This window comes from Pedobacter sp. MC2016-15, from assembly GCF_026239695.1.
Lineage (GTDB): Bacteria > Bacteroidota > Bacteroidia > Sphingobacteriales > Sphingobacteriaceae > Pedobacter.
The window spans coordinates 113,991-127,570 of record NZ_JAPIVS010000001.1 but is presented as its reverse complement, the minus strand read 5'-3'; the positions used below and the strand labels follow the sequence as shown (position 1 = coordinate 127,570).

The following is a 13,580-nucleotide window of genomic DNA, read 5'->3' as shown; positions in this document are numbered from 1 at the left end:
AAATAAAACTATAATTAAGCCTATAATCCAAATTCTATCGAGAATAAATGTGAAATAGGGTCATTTGGCCTTTTTAAAATATTTGCATATCAAGCAAAACTGAAGGCTCTATTTGCAATAATATTGGTGCTGAAATCATAAGTTTACTGTATAATTATATATGTATATATTTTTTGTACATATCTTCGTTTTAACAATAAAATTCAAAGACCATGAACCTATTAATTATCCTCTTCAGTTTATTATTTTCGCCTGTGGCGCCACCTGCCAGCATTTATGACTACAGCTTCAAAACTATTGACGGCAAAGAAGTTAAGTTATCAAAATTTAAGGGCAAAAAAATTCTAATTGTCAATACCGCTTCAAAATGTGGGTACACGCCACAGTATGAGGACCTGGAAAAGTTGCATAAGCAATACGGTAATGATGTTGTATTGATTGGCTTCCCTGCGGGCAACTTTGGCGGTCAGGAATTGGCGACCAACACAGAGATTCAGGATTTCTGTAAAAAGAATTTTGGGGTTACTTTTTTATTAAGTGAGAAAGTAAGTGTGAAAGGAAATGACATTAATCCGATTTTCAAATATCTGACTACTGCAGCAAATCCTGACTTCACAGGTGACATCAACTGGAACTTTGAGAAGTTCCTGATCAATGAGAAGGGACAGCTGGTACACCGCTTCCGTTCAAAGGTAGTCCCGATGAGCACTGAGATTACCAAAAACCTTTAGCAAAAAAAAATCCCATTCGAGAATGGGATTTTTTTTTGCTTATATCTTATTAGATTAGGAACCCTCCACCCAGGAGATCATTTCCTTCATAGAATACGGCAGACTGTCCGGGTGCGATTGCCGATACATTGTGATCAAACACCACACGCATTTTATCTTTCTCCTGTACAATTGTACTCAGCATTCCCGCATCTTTATATCTGATCTTAGTAATTACATTATCCATAGGCTCTGTAATACTATCATATTTAATCAGGTTCAGATTCCTCACCATTGCTTCACCTCTTTCCAGTTCCTCGGCTCTTCCCAGCATAACAGTATTACTTTCCGGAAGTATCTGCGTCACAAACATCGGTTCACCAAAAGCAATTCCGAGGCCCTTACGCTGTCCGATGGTATAAAACGGATAACCTTTATGTTGTCCTACAACCATACCGTCGCTGGTAATGAAGTTACCACCGGCAACACGTTCTTCCAGATTTTCAACTTTATGTTTCAGGAAAGAACGGTAATCATTTTCAGGCACAAAGCAGATCTCATAGCTTTCACTTTTTTTAGCCAGCTCTTCCTGCCCCATATCCAGCGCCATCTGTCTGATTTCTGATTTTGCAAAGGAGCCCAGCGGAAACTGTGTACGTGCAAGGTTTTCCTGCGAAACACCCCAGAGTACATAAGATTGATCCTTGTTTTCATCCAAACCTTTGGAGATCACATGCCTTCCATTGGTATGCTGTCTGATATTGGCATAATGGCCTGTCGCGATAAATTCGCAATCCAGTTTATTCGCACGTTTCAGCAATGCTTCCCATTTGATATGGGTATTACAAAGCACACATGGATTTGGTGTACGTCCTGCGAGATATTCATCTACGAAATTATCAATAACATAATCTCCAAACTCATCTCTGATATCTAATATATAATGCGGAAAACCATAATTTACGGCCAAAGTACGGGCATCATTGATACTATCCAGGCTGCAGCAGCCCGTTTCCTTACTGTTGCTGCCCGATGTAGCATAGTCCCAGGTCTTCATCGTCAATCCGATTACTTCGTACCCCTGTTCATGCAGCATTACTGCCGCCACTGAACTGTCAACACCGCCACTCATGGCAACCAGAATTCTACCCCTTTTACTCATTGTAATTTTATAAGCTGCAAAAATACTGATTTTTTGAAACAATATGTTTTTGGGCCGTCAGATACTTGTAAAAAGGCAGGTTTGTGTAACGACTAAATGATATTAGGTGCAGGTTTAAGTATTTTAAACTTAATGTAATATATTAGGGGCTTAAAAAAATATACAAAGCGTAGTATAAATGAAGAGAAAATTAATTTGCAGTTTGTTATTTATTCCATTTTTTGCTGTTGCACAGCAGGACCTGGCGAAATATGTGAAACCTATTATTGGAACACAAAAGATGGGACATACTTATCCGGGTGCAACAGTTCCCTTTGGATCAGTACAACTTAGTCCGGATACCGATACGCTTTCATATGAACTGAACGGAAAGTACAATGGCGATATTTATAAATATTGCGCCGGATACAAGTACGAGGACAAAACAATTGTGGGTTTTAGCCACACACATTTTAGCGGAACCGGACACTCAGACCTGGGCGATTTCCTGATTATGCCCACACAGGGTGCACTGCAGTTGAACCCCGGCACAGCAACAGATCCTAAAGCGGGATTCAGATCTGCATTTTCACACCAGAATGAAACTGCTGAAGCAGGGTACTACAAAGTGAAGCTGGATGATGATCAGATCACTGCGGAACTGACCGCATCAAACAGGGTAGGAATGCATCAGTATACTTTCAAAAAGTCGGATCAGTCGCACATCATCCTCGATCTGATGTCTGGCATTTACAACTACCCGGATAAAAACGTATGGACTTATGTTCGTGTTGTCAATGACAGTCTCATCACAGGATACCGCCAGACCAACGGCTGGGCAAGAACGCGTACCGTATATTTTGCGATGTCATTCTCCAAAGCTTTTAAGGCATATGGTGCCAAAAACTACGATCGCAAGCAGGCATATCGTGGTTTCTGGGGCAAGTTCGACCAAAGCAAAAACTTCCCAGAACTCGCTGCAAAACAACTGAGAATGTATTTCGATTTCAATACTACAGAGCAGGAAAAGATTAAGATCAAATTTGCCATCTCACCTGTGAGCCAGGAGAATGCACTGGAAAACATGCAGGCAGAGATCCCGGGATGGGATTTTGAGCAGGTACGGAAGCAGGCCAGGGGAGAGTGGAACAAGGAACTGAACAAAATTGCAGTAAACACCTCTGAGGATGATAAAGTGAATTTTTATACTGCGATGTATCATGCCTTTATCAATCCAACTACCTATAATGATGTGAACGGCGAGTATAAAGGGCTGGATCAGGGTGTACACAAAGCAGAGGGTTTTACCAATTACACCACTTTTTCTCTTTGGGACACTTACAGAACTTTGCATCCGTTTTTCAATATCATCCAGCCTAAGCGCAATAACGACATGGTAAAATCAATGATGGCACACTATGACCAGAGTGCATTAAAGATGTTACCTGTCTGGTCAAACTCTGCCAATGACAACTGGTGCATGAGTGGTTATCACAGTGTTTCTGTCCTTACAGACGCTATTATTAAAGGTGTGTATACAGGTGATCCGGAGGCAGCACTGCAGGCATGTATTGCTTCATCCAATAAAAGAGATTATGACGGTATAGGATATTATATTGATAAGGGATTCATCCCGGCAGAAAAAAGCGGCACATCTATTTCCAATACTTTAGAGTATGCTTATGACGACTGGTGTATTGCACAGCTGGCGAAAAAGTTAAATAAACAAGATATTTATCAGGAGTACCTCAAACGTTCAGGAAACTGGGTGAACAACTTTGATCCCTCGACAGGTTTTATGCGCGCTAAACTTGCGGACGGAACTTTTCAGCAAAAGTTTGATACCATGAGTACTCACGGACAGGGTTTTATTGAAGGTAACTCCTGGAACTACAGCTTTTTTGTACCACAGGATCCAAACTCACTGATCGAGAAAATGGGTGGTAAAAAGAAATTTGCCAGCAGACTCGATACTTTGTTTACCATGCATCTGCCTGATGAGTTTTTCGCAGAAACTGAAGACATTACCCGCGAAGGTATCATCGGTGGATATGTACACGGAAACGAGCCGGCTCACCATGTAGCGTACCTGTACAATTGGGCGGGTCAACCGGCTAAAACACAATCACGCGTACGTATGATCCTGAAGATGCAGTATAAGAATGCACCTGACGGATTGGGTGGTAATGACGACTGCGGACAAATGAGTGCCTGGTATATTTTCTCTTCGCTGGGATTTTATCCTGTAGCTCCCGGATCTGATGAATATTCACTGGGAAGTCCGGCAGTGAAGTCAGCAAAAGTAACCCTGGAGAACGGAAAGACTTTCACCGTAGATGCAATCAACCAGAGTGATAAAAATGTGTACGTACAGAAGGTATTGCTGAATGGGGTACCTGTAACAAACCATACCATCAAACATGCTGACGTGATCAATGGTGGAAAGCTTACTTTTTATATGAGCAGCAAACCTGCCAGATAATATTCAGCTACGGATAAAATAATTCTGTTGAAAAACAGCCTGTTGAGGGATTAAGAGCATTTTATTTATACAATGATTTGCATTTAAAATTTTAATTTCTACCTTTGCAGTCCTTCAAAAAGGGTATTGATTCCGTAGCTCAGCTGGTAGAGCATTACACTTTTAATGTAGTGGTCCTGGGTTCGAATCCCAGCGGGATCACCAGATTCAGAGTCAAAACGTTTAAACCCCTGCAAATCACAATTTGCAGGGGTTTTTTCTTAGTTTTACAAAAAAACAAACATATGTCCTTTTCCTCCCTGGGTTTATCCGATGTTTTATTACAAGCATTGGCAGACCAGCATTTCAGTACCCCTACAACTATTCAGACTGCCGCCATACCAGCGATTTTAAAGAAAAATGATGTCCTGGGCATTGCAAAAACCGGAACAGGAAAAACCGCTAGTTATGTATTGCCTGTTCTGATGAACCTGCAGCAGGAATTGAGGGTAAACAACCGCCATGCAGATGTTTTGGTCCTGGTACCGACACGGGAATTGGCGGAGCAGGTAAAAGGCGTATTTCAGGTTTTCGCGCGTGCGCTACCGGAGAGATTGAAGACCCTTGCTGTATATGGAGGAGTATCAATAAATCCCCAAATGATGGCGATGCAGGGAGTAAATATACTAATCGCCACGCCGGGGAGATTGTTAGAGCTGGTGGCTTCCAATGCCGTAGATCTGTCGGCAATTAAAACCCTGGTGCTTGATGAAGCTGATAAGTTGCTGAACCTCGGATTTATAGAAGAACTTGATCAGATCATGTCTTTATTGCCTTCAAAACGCCAGAATCTCCTTTTTTCTGCAACACTCAGCAATGATCTCAGAAATATGGAGCAAATACTGCTTCATGATCCTGTCGTAATTGAAGCTGAGGAAGAAAAGACAGATCTGGATTTGATCAATCAGACCGCTTACATTGTTTCAGATGCAGAAAAAGGCCCTTTTCTGCGCTATCTCATCAAACATCATGAGATGAAACAGGTATTGATATTTGCTTCGTCGGTAGCTACTGCAGATGCCATTGAGAACAAACTTCGCAAGAACAAATTTAATGCAACAGCCATTCACAGCAAGAAGAGCCAGGGGGCAAGAACTGACACCTTGCATCACTTTAAGTCTGGCAGCCTGAGAATCCTTGTAGCCACAGATTTAATGGGCAGAGGTATTGACATCCCTGACCTTCCTTTTGTAATCAATTACGAACTGCCACGTTCTCCGAAGGATTATGTTCACCGTATCGGAAGAACCGGACGTGCACAAAATGCAGGAGACGCGATTTCACTGGTCAGCCAAAGTGAATTACATCATTTTGAAGTTATCCAAAAGAAAATGGGTAAAAGTGTGAATATAATTGACGGAAAAAGTATCAAATATTAACTTTATCCTGAACCAAACAAAATCAGGATATGACCAGCAACAAAGGAATATTGCCCGCGCAGGCTGAAGAACTGCTCAGCACTTTACAGGCACGCTTTGAAAAGAACATGAACCGGCACGAAGGTCTGGAATGGGCCGCAGTGCAAGACAGTTTGAAGGCCAGTCCTGACAAGCTATTCTCTCTTCATCAGATGGAAGCTACCGGAGGTGAACCCGACGTATTGAGCCTGGACAATCATGCCGGAGCGTATACTTTCTATGATTTCGCTGCCGAGAGTCCTGCGGGTCGCAGAAGTATTTGTTACGATAGGGCAGGACTGGAGTCAAGAAAAGAAAACCGCCCTGAAAACAATGCTGTGGACATGGCAGATGCAATGGGTATAGAACTATTGTCGGAGGAGCAGTACAGAACTCTCCAGCAGTTTGGAAAGTTTGACACTAAGACTTCAAGCTGGATTAAAGCGCCAGCTGATATCAGAAAACTAGGAGGGGGACTCTTTGCTGAATTTCGTTACGGTAAAGTATTCGTTTATCACAACGGCGCACAATCATACTACGCTGCCCGGGGTTTCCGCGGTATACTAGCAGTACAGGTCCGACAGTAGTCCGACTTTAGTCCGACATTTTGTCTAAAATGTCGGACTATACTCGCATATACAATTGTGTAACCATTGAGGCATGCAGGGAGAACTCAGCACAAGCAATAGTTAAATGCTGTCGTTAACTTAGCGACCACTCAGGTCTCTCAAAATGGCAGGTATAACCTCCCGGATTTTTCTGTAAATAATCCTGATGTTCCTGCTCAGCATTCCAGAAGTCTGTCGCCGGTACTACTTCTGTAACAATTTTCCCTGGCCACTTGCCAGAAGCTTCCATCTCAGCAATTAAAGCATTTGCAGTTTCCTGCTGTTTCTCATCCAGGAAAAAAATTGCAGATCTGTAAGATGTACCAATATCGTTTCCCTGTCTGTTTTTTGTTGTTGGGTCGTGGATCAGGAAAAAATATTCAAGCAATCCACGATAGGATAAAATTTCAGGATCAAATGTAATCTCAATACCTTCGGCATGGCTTCCGTGGTTGCGGTATGTTGCATTGGGAACATCACCACCAGTGTATCCAACTACTGTGGATAATACGCCAGGTTGATGACGGAATAATTCTTCTACACCCCAAAAACAACCACCGGCTAAAATCGCTTTTTCAGTACTCATATCTTTCGTTTTTTTATGGTGTAAAGATACGTGTTTTATACTTCTTTTTGAACTTTAGGTGCTTCCGTCCCTTCTTGTCCCTCTTTAAATTCCTTCATTCCTTTTCCCAGTCCTCTCATCAGTTCAGGTATTTTTTTACCACCAAATAAGAGGAGTACAGCTACAACTACGATGATCATTTCGGGGCCTCCTAACAGGGCGGCAATGGTTGTGTTTATCATGTTTTTCAGGTTTATAAATAGTTTACGAAATTCACTTACGCATTAAACAGCAGATTGGTTCTCAGGAATTGTTATAACTTTGGGATGGCCATAAAATTTGGCATTCAGTTATGCAGTATTTGTACGAAGATCAATATAAAGGTAAAAAACGGACATTACAGATCTTTTCTCCAACTGATGGAGACAGCTACCGGGTATTTTGTGAAGCCAGCTTTCTCGGTTCAATTACCCCTGTAATCAATGAAGATAAGTCAGTTACCTGGAAGACGGAATACAATATAATTAAACCTGTTGCCCGCCAGATCGGGCAGTATATTGAATCCTTCGGAAAGTATAGCTCCACTGAAATAGAGGCCTGATTTTTGAGCTACAAATGCTATGACTCCCTATGAAGATCAGGCATATATGCAATTACAGTTTTGGCAGTTAAAGATGCTGAAACCACCTACACTGACCGACAGGGTTTCTAAACGTGTGCAGGACAAAATCAATACGGTCATCCCTGAAAAGGTTCATCAGGTAATTACCTCTACCATCGAAAATATGATCAGGGCTGTATTATTTGGTGCAAAATATACTACCGCCAACTCTCCTGAAGATACCGCCTCATTACAACTAAGGGAATCATTGGTAAAAAAACAAATCAGCTTTTATCAAAAAACAGCCAGTATCGAAGGTGCGGTTACTGGTGCAGGAGGCATATTACTCGGGCTGGCAGATTTCCCGCTTCTGCTGAGTCTAAAGATCAAACTGCTATTCGATATCGCCTCACTCTATGGATATGAGGTGAAAGATTACAGAGAAAGATTATACCTCTTATACCTTTTTCAACTTGCTTTTTCAAGTCAGCAACATCGTAATGAGGTATACCAGACCATTTCCGGATGGCAGGGCTATAGCCGGTCCCTGCCTGAACATGTCGAGGAATTTGACTGGAGAAAATTTCAGCAGGAATACAGAGACTATATTGATCTTGCTAAATTGGCGCAACTGTTACCATTCATCGGGGCAGCCGTTGGAGCAATTGCTAACTATAAACTGATTGCACAGCTGGGCGAGACAGCGATGAATGGTTACAGAATGCGCAAATTAAGTCAGTTGACGATCAGATAACCCATAATTTCACTTATCCTATAGGTGCACCAGCGGGCATAAGTACTACCGGAGCGGGCTGAAACTTATCAGGATTCTTCTCAAACTGTGATATCTGTTGTAATCCGAACAGATAATCGCCTTTGAGCTCCATATCCGTAGCGGCAGCCTCAGCATTGATCATCCATTTTTTCAGGGAATTTACTTCTGCCATTGCCTGCGACCTCACATGATCAGGTGCATTCGCTGCCAGTGCCAGCAGCTTTTTCAACATGGTCATTTTCACCATCTTTTGTAACTGGCCTTTGTAACCAGAAAGAGGATTCGCTTTCCAGGTCTGGGCCGTTAATCTGTCGATCACCGCAAGCAGTCCCGGTTGGGCAGCATCTCTGGAATGATATTCCACTAACCTGGCTGCGCGCTCGGCATCCAGCAAACACGACAGCGTAACACCAGCGATGGATTCCGCTGCTCCAACAGGGTCGAAGGTGACGCCTGTATACCCCTGAAAGTTTTCCTTTGTACGGGAATACCCTTCGGGGTAAGGTGCCAGCTGACGGATCAGTTTTTCCGGCAGCGCCAGTGCCTCAGGGGTAATTGTACTCATCAGCGCATCAAAAGCCTTCCATTGATCTTTAGGGGCAATCAGCCTGGTGGGTATCTGACCGTCGCCGCGCAAGGCATACCTGAAATCCAATCCGCCTAAAACGTGCGCCGCAGCATCGATCTGATAGCGGTGCAACAGGTATACGGGAACGAGCACTTCTTCCATTGTGGCCATCGGACTGCCTACAGGAATAGCTTTTTCAGAGAAATCAGCGAGCACCTTTTTCCGTACAGTCATGAGACGGAGAAGCTCCGCAGAAGGATCATCGCCATTGTCCCATTGCGCAGTCTGCGGATGTACTGTCAGGTCAAACATAAATACCTGATTTTCTTTCAGGGATTCCTGCATGATCTTCTCCAGGCCAGCCTTTTCATCTGCACCTTCGGGAAATTGAGTGTAGGCCCAGATGACGGCACGTTTGTCCCAGCTGCCGATATTTTTCGCATAGGCATCAGAGATGTCTACCTGTCCGTTGGGTTTGAGAGTGACCCTGGGGAATGGATAATCAGTTACTGAAGCCCTGTCGTTTACACTGGCCAGGTGGTTATGGTAAAAGCCCAGCGTGTGTGCAATCTCGTGTGCAGAAAGCTGCCTGATCCTTGCCAAAGCCATATCCACAGCAAGCTGGTTTGCATTTTTATCATCACCATAGATTTGTTTCAGCCCCTGAAAGATGAGGAAATCCTGGCGGTCGCGCATGGAGCCGAGGGAAACCTCACCCTTGATAATTTCACCTGTGCGTGGATCAAAGATCCCAACACCATTAGAGTAGCCCCGGGTAGGGCGGTGCACCCAGTTGACCACACTGTAACGTATATCCATTGGGTCGGCACCCTCCGGCATTTCTTTTACCTGAAACGCGTTCTTGAAGCCCGCAGCTTCAAAGGCCTGGTTCCACCAGGATCCGCCTTCCATCAAGGCCTTTTTAACATCCTCCGGAGCACCTCTGTCCACATAGTAAACAATCGGCTTAACTACCTCACTAAAAGCTTCGTCAGGATTTTTCTTTTCCAGTCGCCAGCGCCTTACAAACTTCTTCACTAAAGGTTGGTCAAGCGGCGTAGCAAAGTCAAAGTAATCCATAGAATTAAAGCCGGAGCGGGGATCATAAACTCTTGGTTTATACTTATTATCCGGTAGTTCTATAAAGGACTGATGTGTCCTGATCGTAACTGATGAAGGGTCAGGTGCGGCCTGAGCAGTGCCCGGTCCACCGCTGAAATAACTCCGTTCAGCTGCACCGCTACCGCTGAAGGTCAGCATAGCTTCAAATTCAGTGTTCTTGGGAAAGTTCTTGGTGTTGGCCATATACAACGAAGACCTTGATTCATCGATGCGGTATGCCGCTCCCGGAGCCCTGTTTGCAGCGGCAAAGAAAGAAGAGGGACTTTTTCCAATTCTGTCGGCAACTTTGTGACTATCCCGCATCAGAAATGCCGTGATGTCAATCAGCACTTTATCACCTTCAATCACCAGTGGAACAAATCCCCATATGATGGACTGAGGAAAAGATTCTTCCACCAGTTTTGTTTCATAGGGATTTTTACTGATTGCGCGGTAATCATAGTTGGGCAAAGTCAGCATGACTTTGTTTTCAATACGGATAAATTTAGCAATGCGGTATCCACCGATATTTCCCCTGTCGCCAGCGCCACCACCACCTGCAGGTAATGTATTTACATAGAGAAACTCCTGATCCAGCTTATCCACTTCAAGTAATATTCGTGAAGTTTTTGCATCGTAATAGAATTAAAATAACCATCATACTTTTTCAAACCCTGAGTGGCTGATGATATTGATGATGCAGGAAGGTTACTTTGATTTTTAATTTGTGAGATGGCAGGAGAGCCCAAAAGCAGCCATCCCGCCAGAAAAGCGAGCGATAATTTCATTTTCAGCGTTATAGTTTAGGTTGTTTCGTAAATATAACCACCAAAAACTTTAAAAAAATCAAATTATCGCTACTCAATGTAACTTTAATGAATAAATCAGAGAAAGTCTCCCCTGTGAGGACTAAAAACATCCACCAAAACCCCGGATTCACTGCAAACCACACCGTGTACAGCTCCAGGTGGGACATAAAACCCGTCACCTTGCTGCAAAACTTTCTCCTCACCGGCAATTGTCGCCTGGAAAACGCCACTTTCTACATAACTGATCTGAGTATGTGGGTGCTGATGCAGGACGCCTACAGCACCTTTCTCGAATTTAACTTTCACCATCATGATGCGGTCATCATAACCATATACCTGACGCTGGATTCCTTCACCCAGATCCTGCCATTCTGTTTCTGAGGCAATCTGAAATATTTTACTTTGTAACATAGATAATTTAATTTGCTGACCTGATCATATGTACATGTTCAATGCCATCCTCGTCATAAAAATCATTTTCACTGATAAAGCCGAAGGACTCGTAAAAAGCCTTGAGGTAAACCTGGGCGCCAATCCTGATCGGCTTGTTTCCATATAGCCGGATACAGTTTTCTATAGAAAGCTTGAGCAACTGTTTGCCAAAACCCTTTCCTCGCGCGGCCTGACTGCTCACTACTCTTCCTATTGAAGGCTGTTCAAAAGTAAGCCCTGCCGGAACAAGTCTCGCATAGGCCATCAATTCTTTATTGTGATATAACATCAGGTGCTGACATCCCTGATCTATATTATCCATATCCAGGAAAATACATTTCTGCTCTACTACAAAGATCTCACTTCTCAATTTCAATATTGCATAAAGCTCCTTAGGTGTAAGCGAGTCAAAAGGCTTACATAATTCTGTAAATTCCATTATTCAGTTTAACTGGTTTATAATTTTAAAGATAGTTTAATTATCATACTGATAGAAATGGAGCCAGGCAGGTGAATTGCTCTGATTGGCGCAAATTACTCAAAAGTGTAATTTAATAATTGATCTTCTCATTTTGATTAAACCAACTGCTCAATGACAATAATATTGTGTATTTTTCGTATAAGAAGTGTTTAATTTGTAATAGCCAGAAAAAGAATTGAAAAAATATAATTACATTATAGCAGTATTAATTATTTGTTGTCTAGGTACTTACGCGCAATCTATTCCAGTGAAAAAAGAAGAAGCAAAAGACATTATCCTCGAAATGCATCGAAAAAAGATCGATTCCTTAGATGAGACACTCATTAAAGTGCTTGGTGAAAGAGAGAGAATCGTAAAAGAAATAGGTTTTTACAAAGCCAAAAATAATATACCTCCATTGCAGGCATCGCGCTTCCAGCAGATTCTTGATAAAGCGATCAGGGCCGGAAAAGAGGAAGGGCTGTCCGAAGAGTTTATTACAGAATTTCTCCATGCCCTACATAGGGAAAGCCTTAGGATAGAGGAAAAAGTGATTCAGAAATAAATAAGATTTCGCTGGTTCATCGGCTCAGGAACAAAATTATCCTGCATTTTATTTTGTTTTTATTTAACTAAATAAATTAGTATTTTTGTATAGTACTGATCTTATAACATAAGCAAATGTCATACCCGGCTATTACAATCGCAAACGAACTGATCAAACTTTCATTGTCGGAAGAAATCCCGGTTACGCCAATGAAACTGCAAAAGATGATTTATCTGGCGAACGGTATTTCCTACAAACGGAAAGGAGAGAAGCTGATCAATGAGCGTTTTGAGGCCTGGGATTACGGCCCCGTGATCGAAAGTGTTTACCACGAGTTTAAGGAATACCGTGGCGATAATATCCCCCAGCCCAAAAACGTACCGGTGCTGGTAGGTGGTAAAAGCCTCGTCAATTCCTCAGCAATCAATGTAAATGATGAAGATCTTGCAATTATCAGAGAAGCCTGGGATAATGCTAAAAACCTCGATGGTCTCACCCTTTCCAAATGGTCCCACAATGTAAATTCACCCTGGGACAAAGCCTTTCATGCGCAGCCCAGATCTGTTTATATTTCTGATGATGAAATCAAGCGTTATTTTGAAAACTTTATCAAAGAATAATGAGTATCCACGATACAATTGTTGTTGACACCAATAATTCTTCAAAGGAAGTAGAAGTCAGGGCCGAAGATGAACTGAGGGCCGAAGATCTCAGGTCCCAGCGTCTTCAGAATGACATCATTGAGCAGGACAAGAACGAGAGAAAGGACTACGCTACTGTACTGTTCACGGTTACCATCATGTGGTTATTCCTGGTACTTGGGATATTTATTGCTGTTGGAAAGGGCTCACTGGTATATTCTGACAGTGTCATCATCACTCTGCTAACTACCACAACTGCAAATGTTCTGGGGCTTGTGGCAATCGTCGCCAACTATCTTTTTAAAAAGTAGCATTATTCTTTTCCTTTCTTAAATATTCCTAGATTTGTTTTTGTGAAGGCAATTATTCTGGTGCTCAACTGCTATATCCTGTTTCTATCCCTGCTTGGCTGTAAGGATAAGGAAGAGTTTGCTATGGCTCCATCCTCAACTGCCAGCATCAGTCTGCACAGCCCCGGGACCCTTGAGCAGGAAGACGACTGTCCGCCTTTTTGTACATGCGCCTGCTGTGGTGTCAACAAAACTGTTCCATCCTTTGTGTTACAAACACAACCCGTAAATAGCGTAATTCCACAACGATTCTCACTTTATCACATCTCATTCCCAAAAGAGATCAGCCTTTCCATCTGGCAGCCGCCGAAACTATCCCTGTCTTAATCAGCTCTACAAATTCTTATTTATTTC

The 13,580-nt window shown here is 42.7% G+C and carries 17 protein-coding genes and 1 tRNA gene; 11 read left to right on the top strand and 7 right to left on the bottom strand.

Annotation, left to right across the window (positions count from 1 at the left end):
- The first annotated feature begins 212 nt into the window (after window positions 1-212).
- A complete protein-coding gene (locus OQY15_RS00590) occupies window positions 213-731 on the top strand; it encodes a glutathione peroxidase (protein ID WP_265786476.1) in 519 nt (172 codons plus the stop codon).
- A gap of 49 nt (window positions 732-780) precedes the next feature.
- Here the strand turns inward: OQY15_RS00590 and mnmA are convergent, their stop codons facing one another.
- Window positions 781-1,872 carry a tRNA 2-thiouridine(34) synthase MnmA gene (mnmA, locus tag OQY15_RS00585; RefSeq protein ID WP_265786474.1) on the bottom strand — a complete coding sequence of 364 codons (1,092 nt, stop codon included), beginning with the start codon at window positions 1,870-1,872 and terminating at the stop codon, window positions 781-783.
- A 178-nt stretch (window positions 1,873-2,050) separates the two neighbouring features.
- On the opposite strand from mnmA, the gene OQY15_RS00580 reads away from it, so the two are divergent.
- The 4 genes from OQY15_RS00580 to OQY15_RS00565 all read left to right on the top strand — a co-directional run bounded on the left by OQY15_RS00580 (window position 2,051) and on the right by OQY15_RS00565 (window position 6,356).
- Window positions 2,051-4,333 carry a GH92 family glycosyl hydrolase gene (locus OQY15_RS00580; protein WP_265786472.1) on the top strand — a complete coding sequence of 761 codons (2,283 nt, stop codon included), beginning with the start codon at window positions 2,051-2,053 and terminating at the stop codon, window positions 4,331-4,333.
- Window positions 4,334-4,461: 128 nt separating this feature from the next.
- A tRNA-Lys gene (locus tag OQY15_RS00575) sits at window positions 4,462-4,537 on the top strand.
- Window positions 4,538-4,617: 80 nt separating this feature from the next.
- On the top strand, window positions 4,618-5,751 hold the full coding sequence (locus OQY15_RS00570; protein ID WP_265786470.1) for a DEAD/DEAH box helicase: 1,134 nt from the start codon (window positions 4,618-4,620) through the stop codon (window positions 5,749-5,751).
- Between the two features lie 29 nt (window positions 5,752-5,780).
- Window positions 5,781-6,356 carry a DUF4256 domain-containing protein gene (locus tag OQY15_RS00565; protein ID WP_265786468.1) on the top strand — a complete coding sequence of 192 codons (576 nt, stop codon included), beginning with the start codon at window positions 5,781-5,783 and terminating at the stop codon, window positions 6,354-6,356.
- Between the two features lie 115 nt (window positions 6,357-6,471).
- On the opposite strand, the gene msrA is transcribed toward OQY15_RS00565, so the two are convergent.
- Together msrA and OQY15_RS00555 are read right to left on the bottom strand one after the other, a co-directional pair.
- The gene (gene msrA / locus OQY15_RS00560) at window positions 6,472-6,963 is read right to left on the bottom strand and encodes a peptide-methionine (S)-S-oxide reductase MsrA (protein WP_265786466.1); all 492 of its coding nucleotides are present in this window, start codon (window positions 6,961-6,963) and stop codon (window positions 6,472-6,474) included.
- Window positions 6,964-6,998: 35 nt separating this feature from the next.
- The gene (locus tag OQY15_RS00555; protein WP_265786464.1) at window positions 6,999-7,184 is read right to left on the bottom strand and encodes a twin-arginine translocase TatA/TatE family subunit; all 186 of its coding nucleotides are present in this window, start codon (window positions 7,182-7,184) and stop codon (window positions 6,999-7,001) included.
- A gap of 110 nt (window positions 7,185-7,294) precedes the next feature.
- Here OQY15_RS00555 and OQY15_RS00550 point away from each other — a divergent pair, with 110 nt between their 5' ends.
- The gene (locus OQY15_RS00550; protein ID WP_265786462.1) at window positions 7,295-7,543 is read left to right on the top strand and encodes a hypothetical protein; all 249 of its coding nucleotides are present in this window, start codon (window positions 7,295-7,297) and stop codon (window positions 7,541-7,543) included.
- Between the two features lie 46 nt (window positions 7,544-7,589).
- Window positions 7,590-8,297, top strand: a complete 708-nt coding sequence (locus OQY15_RS00545; protein WP_265786460.1) for an EcsC family protein — start codon at window positions 7,590-7,592, stop codon at window positions 8,295-8,297.
- Between the two features lie 13 nt (window positions 8,298-8,310).
- Here OQY15_RS00545 and OQY15_RS00540 read toward each other — a convergent pair whose 3' ends face one another.
- The 4 genes from OQY15_RS00540 to OQY15_RS00525 form a co-directional block, all read right to left on the bottom strand.
- A complete protein-coding gene (locus tag OQY15_RS00540; protein ID WP_265786458.1) occupies window positions 8,311-10,593 on the bottom strand; it encodes a zinc-dependent metalloprotease in 2,283 nt (760 codons plus the stop codon).
- A complete protein-coding gene (locus OQY15_RS00535) occupies window positions 10,560-10,775 on the bottom strand; it encodes a hypothetical protein (protein ID WP_265786456.1) in 216 nt (71 codons plus the stop codon). Before OQY15_RS00535 ends, OQY15_RS00540 begins: the two co-directional genes overlap by 34 nt.
- Before the next feature lie 96 nt (window positions 10,776-10,871).
- Window positions 10,872-11,207, bottom strand: a complete 336-nt coding sequence (locus OQY15_RS00530; RefSeq protein WP_265786449.1) for a cupin domain-containing protein — start codon at window positions 11,205-11,207, stop codon at window positions 10,872-10,874.
- 7 nt (window positions 11,208-11,214) lie between these two features.
- Complete coding sequence (locus OQY15_RS00525; protein ID WP_265786447.1) at window positions 11,215-11,667, bottom strand: GNAT family N-acetyltransferase; 453 nt, start codon at window positions 11,665-11,667, stop codon at window positions 11,215-11,217.
- Between the two features lie 289 nt (window positions 11,668-11,956).
- Here OQY15_RS00525 and OQY15_RS00520 point away from each other — a divergent pair, with 289 nt between their 5' ends.
- The 4 genes from OQY15_RS00520 to OQY15_RS00505 all read left to right on the top strand — a co-directional run bounded on the left by OQY15_RS00520 (window position 11,957) and on the right by OQY15_RS00505 (window position 13,553).
- Complete coding sequence (locus tag OQY15_RS00520) at window positions 11,957-12,253, top strand: chorismate mutase (RefSeq protein WP_265786445.1); 297 nt, start codon at window positions 11,957-11,959, stop codon at window positions 12,251-12,253.
- A 116-nt stretch (window positions 12,254-12,369) separates the two neighbouring features.
- Window positions 12,370-12,855, top strand: coding sequence for a type II toxin-antitoxin system antitoxin SocA domain-containing protein (locus tag OQY15_RS00515; protein WP_265786443.1), 486 nt, complete (start codon window positions 12,370-12,372; stop codon window positions 12,853-12,855).
- Entirely contained in the window at window positions 12,855-13,187 is a 333-nt protein-coding gene (locus OQY15_RS00510; protein ID WP_265786441.1) for a hypothetical protein, read from the top strand. Before OQY15_RS00515 ends, OQY15_RS00510 begins: the two co-directional genes overlap by 1 nt.
- 42 nt (window positions 13,188-13,229) lie before the next feature.
- Window positions 13,230-13,553 carry a DUF6660 family protein gene (locus tag OQY15_RS00505; RefSeq protein ID WP_265786439.1) on the top strand — a complete coding sequence of 108 codons (324 nt, stop codon included), beginning with the start codon at window positions 13,230-13,232 and terminating at the stop codon, window positions 13,551-13,553.
- Window positions 13,554-13,580 lie beyond the last annotated feature (27 nt).

What these genes read in the sequence shown, in the direction of transcription:
- OQY15_RS00580 (WP_265786472.1), top strand. Translation starts at nt 2,051, where the DNA reads ATGAAGAGAAAATTAATTTGCAGTTTGTTATTTATTCCATTTTTTGCT.
- OQY15_RS00525 (WP_265786447.1), bottom strand. Translation starts at nt 11,667, where the DNA reads ATGGAATTTACAGAATTATGTAAGCCTTTTGACTCGCTTACACCTAAG.
- msrA (WP_265786466.1), bottom strand. Translation starts at nt 6,963, where the DNA reads ATGAGTACTGAAAAAGCGATTTTAGCCGGTGGTTGTTTTTGGGGTGTA.
- OQY15_RS00590 (WP_265786476.1), top strand. Translation starts at nt 213, where the DNA reads ATGAACCTATTAATTATCCTCTTCAGTTTATTATTTTCGCCTGTGGCG.
- OQY15_RS00535 (WP_265786456.1), bottom strand. Translation starts at nt 10,775, where the DNA reads ATGAAATTATCGCTCGCTTTTCTGGCGGGATGGCTGCTTTTGGGCTCT.
- OQY15_RS00515 (WP_265786443.1), top strand. Translation starts at nt 12,370, where the DNA reads ATGTCATACCCGGCTATTACAATCGCAAACGAACTGATCAAACTTTCA.
- OQY15_RS00555 (WP_265786464.1), bottom strand. Translation starts at nt 7,184, where the DNA reads ATGATAAACACAACCATTGCCGCCCTGTTAGGAGGCCCCGAAATGATC.
- OQY15_RS00530 (WP_265786449.1), bottom strand. Translation starts at nt 11,207, where the DNA reads ATGTTACAAAGTAAAATATTTCAGATTGCCTCAGAAACAGAATGGCAG.
- mnmA (WP_265786474.1), bottom strand. Translation starts at nt 1,872, where the DNA reads ATGAGTAAAAGGGGTAGAATTCTGGTTGCCATGAGTGGCGGTGTTGAC.
- OQY15_RS00550 (WP_265786462.1), top strand. Translation starts at nt 7,295, where the DNA reads ATGCAGTATTTGTACGAAGATCAATATAAAGGTAAAAAACGGACATTA.
- OQY15_RS00565 (WP_265786468.1), top strand. Translation starts at nt 5,781, where the DNA reads ATGACCAGCAACAAAGGAATATTGCCCGCGCAGGCTGAAGAACTGCTC.
- OQY15_RS00545 (WP_265786460.1), top strand. Translation starts at nt 7,590, where the DNA reads ATGCAATTACAGTTTTGGCAGTTAAAGATGCTGAAACCACCTACACTG.
- OQY15_RS00570 (WP_265786470.1), top strand. Translation starts at nt 4,618, where the DNA reads ATGTCCTTTTCCTCCCTGGGTTTATCCGATGTTTTATTACAAGCATTG.
- OQY15_RS00510 (WP_265786441.1), top strand. Translation starts at nt 12,855, where the DNA reads ATGAGTATCCACGATACAATTGTTGTTGACACCAATAATTCTTCAAAG.